At 67.8% G+C, this 1,397-nt stretch carries 2 protein-coding genes; both read right to left on the reverse strand.

The window, feature by feature from the left end:
• Positions 1-898 (reverse strand): DDE-type integrase/transposase/recombinase (locus Adu01nite_RS47400; RefSeq protein ID WP_203735998.1); only part of this gene is annotated, 898 nt, incomplete at its 3' end.
• Between the two features lie 41 nt (positions 899-939).
• Positions 940-1,397: transposase (locus Adu01nite_RS47405; RefSeq protein ID WP_369076834.1), on the reverse strand; the 458-nt coding region annotated here is incomplete at its 5' end.

The following is a 1,397-nucleotide window of genomic DNA, read 5'->3' on the forward strand; positions in this document are numbered from 1 at the left end:
GGGGTGGGCGGGGTCGTCGGGCGAAGCGTTCGGGGTGGGCTGCGCGTGCGGTGTCGAGGGTGTTCTGGCGGGCGGCGTCGATCGGGCCGGTGGTGGCGAAGTGCACGGATGCGGGGGTGTGCCAGCCGATCCCTGAATGGCGGTGGACGTGGTTGTACTCGGCGAAGAATCCGTCGCAGAACGCCCGTGCGGCCGATAGGTTCGGGAATGATCCGGGGAAGTCGTGCAGGTATTTCAGGGTCTTGAACTGCGCTTCGGAGAACGGGTTGTCATCCGATATTCGGGGCCGTGAATGGGTGCGGGTCACGCCCAGGTTGGCCAGCAACGCGGACACCGGCTGGGAAGTCATCGAGGTGCCCCGGTCGGCGTGCACGGTGTGTGGGGTCTGTCCGTTGCGGGCGATGGCTTCGTCGATGAAGTCGCGGGCCAGGACGGAGTCCTCGGCGGCGGCGAGGATCCAGCCGGGGTTGTAGCGGGAGTAGATGTCGATCAGGACGTACAGGTGGTACCAGATTCCTTTGGCCGGTCCGCGCAGTTTGGTGATGTCCCAGGACCAGACCTGTGACGGTGCGTCGGCGACGAGTTCGGGTTTGACCTTGGCCGGGTGGGTGGCCTGGCGGCGTCGTTCTCTTGTTTGCCCCGCTGCGGCGGCGATGCGGTACATGCTGGAAAGTGAGCACCAGTACCGGTTTTCGTCGAGTTCGCGGATCCAGATCTGCCCGATCGACAGTTCGCCGTAGCCGGCCTGGTTGATCACCCGCAGGACCGCGTCGCGTTCGCTGGTGTCGAGGGCTTGCGGGCCGGGCCGGCGTCGTTGCTTGGGGCCGAGGACCGGGCCGCGGGCGTGGCGGTAGTGGGTGGCCCGGGAACGCCCGACCAGGCGGCACGCGGTCCGCACCGGTGTCCCGGCGGTGGTGAGGGCCTGCAGGGTTTGCTCGATCAGCGGCTCGATGGCGGCGGTGTGTCCGTGCTCTCGGCCAGCGATGCCAAGAGCTCGTGTGCTTTTCCCATGATCGACAGCGCGGCCTGGGTCTGGGCGAGTTTCGCGTTCAGCCGGGCATTCTCGGCGCGTAGCCGTTCGGTCTCGCGCTCGGCCCGCGACAGGCGGGCCGTCGTCGCCGATGCGTTCCCGGAACCATTCGCCGATCCGGCCGGCGGCGCGGTGTTACGCGCCCGGGTCCATTCTTGAACGTGGGAATGGAACAATCCCTCGCGACGAAGGACTGCGGATTTCTCGCCGTGTGCGGCGGTCTCGTACTCGGCCACCACTGCGGCCTTGTACTCGGCGGTGAAGCTACGCCGGACCGGGCGCGGGGCCGGGTTGACCGGCCCGGATCCGTTGGTCTCGGGCGGCTGCTTGTTGCTGCTCACGTACGCATCTCCAGTCACGCCCTGCT

Origin of the sequence: Paractinoplanes durhamensis, assembly GCF_016862175.1 — a bacterium.
Taxonomy (GTDB): domain Bacteria; phylum Actinomycetota; class Actinomycetes; order Mycobacteriales; family Micromonosporaceae; genus Actinoplanes; species Actinoplanes durhamensis.